This window comes from Methylobacterium sp. WL8, from assembly GCF_008040045.1.
Taxonomy (GTDB): domain Bacteria; phylum Pseudomonadota; class Alphaproteobacteria; order Rhizobiales; family Beijerinckiaceae; genus Methylobacterium; species Methylobacterium cerastii.
The window spans coordinates 48,522-55,421 of record NZ_VRVF01000030.1 but is presented as its reverse complement, the minus strand read 5'-3'; the positions used below and the strand labels follow the sequence as shown (position 1 = coordinate 55,421).

Here is a 6,900-nt window from a genome sequence, read left to right as displayed (position 1 = left end):
CCCCCGACCCCGGCCCCCATCCCGAACCGTCGCCCGAACCGTCTCCCGCGAGGACCGAACCCTTGGACCGACCTTTGCTCACGCGCCGCTCCCTCGTCATCGCCGGAGCCGGCGGCATGGCTGCGGCCTCAACCGGCGCCCTCGCGCAGACGTCCCCGCCCGCGCCGCAGAAGCCCGGCGCGCTCACCGTCGCGCCGACCTCGCAGGCGGGCCTCGGACCCCGCCTGACGATGCATGCGATCGACAACTTCCACGGCACGCCCGGCGCCGGCATGGTCTGCGACCTGTCGATCCGCGACGGCGACGGCTACCGCCCGCTCAAGACCGTGACGACCTCGCCGACCGGACGGCCTGCGGACCCGCTGCTGGTGGACGACGCGCTCAAGGCCGGCCGTTACGAGCTGCTGCTGCATGTCGAGGCCTACTTCCAGGCGCTCGGCGTCAAGCTGCCGAGCCCGAACTTCCTCGGCCTGGTGCCGGTGCGCTTCGTCGTCCGCGACGTCACCCAGCGCTACCACCTGCCGATCCTGTTCTCGCCCTGGGGCTACTCGTACTACCGCGGAAGTTGAGGGCGCCCCGCCGTCTCCGACCCATCATCAGGAAAGTCGAAAACCATGGCCGGGATCAGCACGCACGTCCTCGATGCGCAGCGCGGGCGCCCCGCGGCAGGCGTCAGGATCGACCTCTCGATCAGGGAGGGCGACGGGTGGCGCTTCGTGAAGTCGATGACCACCAACGCCGACGGGCGCACCGACGGCCCGGTGGTCGCCGCCGCCGACGCGAAGGTCGGCGAGTACCAGCTCGAGTTCCACATCGACGACTACTTCAAGACGCTGCCCGACGCCGCCGAGCCGTTCGTCGACGACGCCGTCGTGCGGTTCGCGATCTTCGACGTGAAGCAGCACTACCACGTGCCGATGCTGTGCACGCCGGGCAGCTGCACCACCTATCGCGGCAGCTGAGGCCCGCGTGGACCCGATGCCGGACATCGCAGCCGTCGACGCCCTCGATCGCGACGGCTTCGTGGCGCTCCTCGCCGCCACGTTCGAGCACGCGCCCTGGGTGGCCGAGCGCGCCTACGCGGCCCGGCCGTTCGCGAGCGTCGCCGCCCTGCATGCGGCGATGGTCGCCGTCGTTCGCGCGGCGCCCGCGGCGGAACGGCTCGCCTTCCTCAACGGGCACCCCGAACTCGCGGGCGCCGCGGCGCGGGCACGGCAGATGACGGCGGACTCGGTCGCCGAGCAGGGCAGCGCCGGGCTGGACGCCCTCACCGTCGCCGACTTCGACCGCTTCGACCGGCTGAACGCGGCCTACCGCGAAAAGTTCGGCTTCCCGTTCATCATCGCGGTCCGCGGCCGGAGCCGGGAGGCGATCCTGGAGGTGTTCGAGCAGAGGCTGGCCCGCGACGCGGACACCGAGGCCGAGGCGGCGCTAAGCGAGATCGCGACGATCACGCGCATGCGCCTCGACCGGATCGTCGGCTCCGCCGGGTGACGGCGTCCGCCGGCGAAGGCAGCGACGGGGATGCAAACCGGGCGGATGTCGGCTAGGCCGGGCACGGTCCGGCCCCTGCCGCCGGGCGTTCCCGAGCCACGGCGCATGACGGCCTCCACCGCCTCGACCGCTCGCCTGATCCTGGTGCTCGCCGCGGCGGGCTTCTCCAGCACCTTCGCATGGCGCTCGGTCGAGCCGCTGGTCGGCGTGCTGGCGCGCGACCTCGGCAGCGACGCCCACACCGTGGCCCTGCTCTCGACCGCCTTCGCGCTGCCCTACGCGCTGATCCAGCCGATCCTCGGGCCGGTGGGCGACGCGGTCGGCAAGGAGCGGGTCATCGCCGCCTGCCTCGCGGTGCTGGTCGTGGCGCTCGCCGGCTGCGCCCTGGCCCAGGACCTGCGCCTGCTGTTCGGCCTGCGGATGGTGGCGGGCGCGGCCGCCGGCGGGGTGATCCCGCTGGCGCTCGCCCTGATGGGCGACCGGGTGCCGATGGAGCGCCGGCAGGTGGCGATCGGCCGGTTCCTCGTCGCGGTCATCCTCGGCCAGCTTTCCGGCTCGACCTTCGCCGGGCTGATCGAGGGGCGGGTCGGCTGGCACGGGGTGTTCGCGATCAACGCCGCCGTCGCCGTGCTCGGCTGCGCCGCGACGCTGTTCGGCTTCGACCGGAGCCAGCGCCTCCCGCCGCGGCGCCCCGAATTCGGCCTGGCGCTCACGCGCTACCGGACGATCGTCGCCGACCCCCGCGCCCGCGTGCTGTTCGCGGCGGTGTTCGTCGAGGCGATCGCGGTGTTCGGCATCTTCCCGCACCTCGCACCGCTGATCGAGGCCCGGGGGGAGGGCGGCCCGCGCGAGGCCGGGCTGGCGCTCGCGGGCTTCGCCGTCGGCGGGCTGATCTACTCCGCCCTGGTCGGGCTGCTGGTCCGGTTCCTCGGGATGCAGCGGATGCTGGTCGGCGGCGGCCTCGTCTGCGCGGCCGCGCTGACGACGATCGGCGTGGCCGGCCGCTGGCAGCTCGACGCGGCGGCGCTGGTCGCCATGGGGCTCGGATTCTACATGTTGCACAACACCTTCCAGGTGCAGGTGACCGAGGTCGCCCCCAAGGCCCGCGCCTCGGCGGTGGCGCTCCACGCGTTCTCGTTCTTCTGCGGCCAGGCGCTCGGCGTCGCGGTGCTCGGCGCGGCGCTGCAGGGCGTCGGCCAGTTCGCGGCCCTGGCCACCTGCGCCGTCACGATTTTGGCGGTGGGGATCGCGACGGCTGTGTTGCTGGCTCGGCCGGTGGTGCCGAGCGAGGTTTAGTTTCGCGCCAGTCCGATTCCGACGCGTGCTTCCCTCCGCCTTCTGCAGGCTATTGGGGTTTCGCCTCTCGTGACGGCCTCGGACGACGCGCGGGTTCCCCTCTCCCAGCGGGCGGGGAGAGGCCCGCACCGACCTCGTCGTCCGTGCGGGAAGCGAAGGCGAAGCCGAAGCGGCGGTGAGTGGGGGGCGAACGGAGGAGCCTCCTCCGGGGCGCGCCCCCTCACCGTCGGCTGCCGCCTCGCTTTGCCGACGACGAGGTCGGCAAAGCCCTCTCCCCCACCGAAGTCGGGCCTGCCCGATTTCGGCAGGTAGGTTCGGATCTCGGGCAAGCCCGAGATCCATGCGGGGCGAGCGGATGCGCGCAAAGCGAACCGCCAGAACCAGGCCTGTGTGAATCAGGAAGCCTCCGCAGGGGAGGGAGGACGCCGCAGCGGTCAGGCCGGCACGCGCGGCCGGGTCCGCGCCGCGAGGTTGCACGAAGCCGTCTCGCGCAGGGTCTGCTCGATGGCGGCGTTGGCGCGGCCGCGCAGCAGCTTGGTCGCCTCCGCCTCGTCGAACGTGTCGGGGAAGCGCCGCGCCAGCCAGAGGTAGGCGGCGGCGAGCTTCACCGTCCGCTCCAGGTATTCGAGCTCGCCGCCGACGTTGGCCCGCAACGCCGCGACGGGCGCGCCCGCCGCCCGCGCCTGGACCCAGCGGTCCAGCATGGCCGTCGAGGCCGGGTCGCGCCGGTCGATCGGGCAGACCGCGAAGGCGAAGGCCTCGCGGATCGGCAGGTGCGCCTTGTCGACCGCCCGCGCCGCCTCCAGCGCCTCCTCCATCGCCGAGGGCTGGAACGGGGAGCCGTCGTAGAAGGTCGCGCGCGAGAAATGCGTCAGCACCTCGGCGAGCGCGTCGGTGCCGAGTTCGGCCGCCGCCGCCTCGATCGCGATCAGGTCCGGCCGGACGTAGAAGCGGGTGTCGGCGGCGGGCGCCGTCGGCGCGCCGGCGAGCGCGTCGCGGATCGGGCCGAGGCTGGCGTCGTCGGTGGCCGAGACGTGGCCCTCGTCCTGATGTCCGAAGCGGCCGGCGCGTCCCGCGATCTGGCGGATCTCGGGGTTGGTGAGCGGGCGGGTCGCCGTGCCGTCCCACTTCGCGACGGCCGAGAAGATCACGCGCTTGAGCGGCCCGAGGTTCAGGCCCATGCCGATCGCGTCGGTGGTGACCAGCACCTCGGCCTCGCGGTCGCGGAAGCGCCGCGCTTCCGCCCGCCGCACCTCCGGCGAGAGCGCGCCGTAGATGGTGGCGACGCTGCGCCCGGCCGCCACCAGCGCCTCGCGGTTCTCGTGCACGGCCCGGCGCGAGAAGGCGACGACGGCGTCCCCCGGCTGCACGGATTCGAGCGGAACGGGCTCACCGAGCGCCACCAGCGGGGTCTTGCGCACGAAGGTGACCACGTCGAGGGATTCGCCCGCGGCCTCCGCCGCTCGGCGGACATGCGAGAGCGCGTCGTCCGAGCCGCAGACGATCACGGTCCGCGCCGGAATCCCGAACAGCGCGTTGGTCCAGGCCCAGCCGCGGTCGGGGTCGGACAGCATCTGGATCTCGTCGATCACCGCGACCTCGACCGGGCGGCGCAGGTCAGCGGTCTCGATGGTGCGCGCGGTGTGGCTCGGGTCCGGCTCGCCCAGGATCTCCTCGCCGGTGACCATGCCGGCGCGCAGGCCCCGCTCCAGCAGGGCCTCGTAGTTCTCCAGCGCGAGCAGGCGCAGCGGCGCGAGGTAGGTCCCGGTCGGCGCCTTCGCCAGCATTTCGAGCGCCGCGTAGGTCTTGCCGGAATTGGTCGGGCCCATGTGGAAGACGATGCGCCGGTTCAGCCGGCGGGCGGGCACGAACTTGTCGATGTAGGAGCCGAACCCGACCCGGTCGCGCAGGCGCCGCCGTCCGGATTCCTCGCGCGCCACCACCTTCGCCCGCGTCCGCACGGTCTTCAGGGTGTCGAGGATCGCGTGGGCGAGGTTCGGGGAGGGCGTGAAGACGCGGGCGCGCAGCGACCGGTCGAGGTGGGCGATGTAGGTGGGCGCGTCCGCCCCGATCTCGTGGAGGTCGTCGCGGATCTGGTCGCGCAGGCGCGCCACCGTCCGGTGGAGCGTGCGCGCGAACCCGGCCGCGGTCTCGGCAAGCGCCGCCCGCAGGTCGTCGAGCCGCCAGGCCGGATCGTTGCCGAGCGCCATCTCCTCCAGGATCTCGGCCGCCGCCTCGCCCGGCGGCGCGTCGAGGCGCAGGTCGAGGCGGCCGTCGTCGAGGAGCGGCAGGCTCACCCGGAGATGCCAGGCGAGGGCGCCGTCCCGCGCCGGCTCGGCCCGGAGCGCCGGCAGGGCGAGCCGCAGGGCCGCGACGCCGCCCTCGGTGAAGGCCCGCCGCGCGTCGCCGTCGCGGAGCGCGGCCGCCACGGCGGCGTCCTCGACGAACCCGTCCTGCTCAGGGAGCCCCAACGCCCGGCGCAACGCCTCGCGATCGACCGCGGCCGCCGCGATCCCGAGCCGGTGCAGGGCGTCGGCGAGGATGTCGGTGGTCAGGTGGATGCGCTTGCGAGCCATGCCCTACCTTCTCGGCCGCGGCCCACGGGATCAAGCGCGGCGACGGGTTCTCAACGGTTGCGCACCAGAAGGCGGGCGATGCGCGGACGCAGCGGCAGGAACGCGCGATAGGCGATCTCGGCCAGCGGCATCGCCAACGGAAGCCGCGCGAGCCCCGCGAGCCAGCGCCAGCCCGGCAGCGCGCTCCAGAGCCGGGCGAACCCGGCGGCCCCCGACCGGAGCCGGCCGTCGGCGTCGCGGACATGGAAGCGGGCGCGGGCCGCCGCCCGGTCGAGGTCCGGCCCGAGGGGCGCGCCGTCGGGCGCCACGTCGACGAAGGCGATGCGATCGGCCCCGCGGCAGCGGCGGTAATGCCCGATCTCCGCCCGGCAGAGCGGGCAGGCCCCGTCGTAATAGACGGTCAGCGTCTCGTCGGGCACGGAACGGTCCTCCTGCGATGTTTTAGGAGATAGGGGGCGGGGCCACGACGGCAGCGCGGCCGGACGCCGCGAGGCCGGGGTCGCAGATCCCGCTCAGGGGCCGGAGTTCAAGCGCGGGTCCCTTCTCCCGGGGGGAGAAGGACAGGATGAGGGGCGTGACCTTTCCAGGATCGCGCTGAGCACGGCGCGGCGCGCCCCCCCTCTCCCGTTCGGGAGACGTGGCGAGATGCGTGAAGACGATGGCGTCCGCCCTACCGGCGGTCGTAGGGGTCGAACGGCGCCAGCGCGTCGTCGAGCGCCTTCGCGGCCGGATCGCGCCGGAGGTCGAGTTCGCGGTCCAGCGCGCGCACGAAGCGTTCGCGGCCGGCTTCGAGTTCGCGGCCGAGGCCGCCGAAGGCCTCCGCGACCTCGACATGGGGCGGGCCGTCGGTGACGAGGTAGTCGATCCCGCAAGCCGGCTCGGCCGGGCGTCCGGCGGGGCGGAGCCAATAGCAGAGGCGGACGCGGGTGAACGGCTCGCCCGCACGCCGCTCGACCCGGGCCCGCGCCAGCCGGAAGCTTTGGGGCCGGGCCCGCTCGGCGTAGGCGAGGCTCTGGCCGACGGTGACGAAGCCGTGCGTGCGGTGCCCGCGCACCAGCGCCAGCACCCGCGCGTCGGAAACGTCCGCCGGCTGCGCGCGGGCGCCCGCGACCGACGCGAGCACGAGTGCGGTGGTCAGCGCCGCGCGCGGCGACCACGTCGCGAGTTGGCCGGCCTCGCCCGGCGTTGCGGCGCGGCTGCGCTTCACCATGTCTTGCTCCGAAATCCCGCTTCGCCTGCGTGAAGCCCCGATGCGTCCAGGAGCCTGTACCGTGCCGCGCTACTTCTTCAACACACGGATCGGCGACGATTGGGTGACCGACCCGGACGGCGCCGAGCTGCCGGACGCCGACGCGGCCTGGGAGACCGCCCGCGACACCGTCCTGGCGGCGCTCGGCGTCGGCCGGGACCAAGCCCGGCTGATGACGGCCGACCTCGTCGTCACCGACGCGGAGGGCGAGATCGTGCTGGAATTCCCCTTCGCCGAGGCGGTCGAGATCGACCCGGACCAAGGCGCGACGGTGCACTGAGCTCC

At 73.9% G+C, this 6,900-nt stretch carries 8 protein-coding genes; 5 read left to right on the top strand and 3 right to left on the bottom strand.

Annotated elements, in window-relative coordinates; translation table 11 throughout:
* The first annotated feature begins 116 nt into the window (after window positions 1-116).
* The 4 genes from uraH (FV234_RS12875) (at window position 117) to FV234_RS12860 (ending at window position 2,790) form a co-directional block, all read left to right on the top strand.
* Window positions 117-569 (top strand): hydroxyisourate hydrolase, encoded by a 453-nt coding sequence (gene uraH, locus FV234_RS12875; RefSeq protein ID WP_147754551.1) that lies wholly within the window; start codon window positions 117-119, stop codon window positions 567-569.
* 45 nt (window positions 570-614) lie between these two features.
* Complete coding sequence (uraH, locus tag FV234_RS12870; protein ID WP_147754550.1) at window positions 615-962, top strand: hydroxyisourate hydrolase; 348 nt, start codon at window positions 615-617, stop codon at window positions 960-962.
* A 16-nt stretch (window positions 963-978) separates the two neighbouring features.
* Window positions 979-1,494, top strand: coding sequence for a 2-oxo-4-hydroxy-4-carboxy-5-ureidoimidazoline decarboxylase (gene uraD, locus FV234_RS12865; protein ID WP_147754549.1), 516 nt, complete (start codon window positions 979-981; stop codon window positions 1,492-1,494).
* Between the two features lie 105 nt (window positions 1,495-1,599).
* On the top strand, window positions 1,600-2,790 hold the full coding sequence (locus tag FV234_RS12860) for an MFS transporter (protein ID WP_147754548.1): 1,191 nt from the start codon (window positions 1,600-1,602) through the stop codon (window positions 2,788-2,790).
* A 434-nt stretch (window positions 2,791-3,224) separates the two neighbouring features.
* Here FV234_RS12860 and FV234_RS12855 read toward each other — a convergent pair whose 3' ends face one another.
* The 3 genes from FV234_RS12855 to FV234_RS12845 form a co-directional block, all read right to left on the bottom strand.
* Window positions 3,225-5,366, bottom strand: a complete 2,142-nt coding sequence (locus tag FV234_RS12855; protein ID WP_147829649.1) for a helicase-related protein — start codon at window positions 5,364-5,366, stop codon at window positions 3,225-3,227.
* Between the two features lie 50 nt (window positions 5,367-5,416).
* On the bottom strand, window positions 5,417-5,785 hold the full coding sequence (locus tag FV234_RS12850; RefSeq protein WP_147761841.1) for a DUF393 domain-containing protein: 369 nt from the start codon (window positions 5,783-5,785) through the stop codon (window positions 5,417-5,419).
* A gap of 251 nt (window positions 5,786-6,036) precedes the next feature.
* A complete protein-coding gene (locus tag FV234_RS12845) occupies window positions 6,037-6,576 on the bottom strand; it encodes a hypothetical protein (protein ID WP_238273267.1) in 540 nt (179 codons plus the stop codon).
* Between the two features lie 61 nt (window positions 6,577-6,637).
* On the opposite strand from FV234_RS12845, the gene FV234_RS12840 reads away from it, so the two are divergent.
* Window positions 6,638-6,895, top strand: coding sequence for a hypothetical protein (locus FV234_RS12840; RefSeq protein WP_147753497.1), 258 nt, complete (start codon window positions 6,638-6,640; stop codon window positions 6,893-6,895).
* Window positions 6,896-6,900 lie beyond the last annotated feature (5 nt).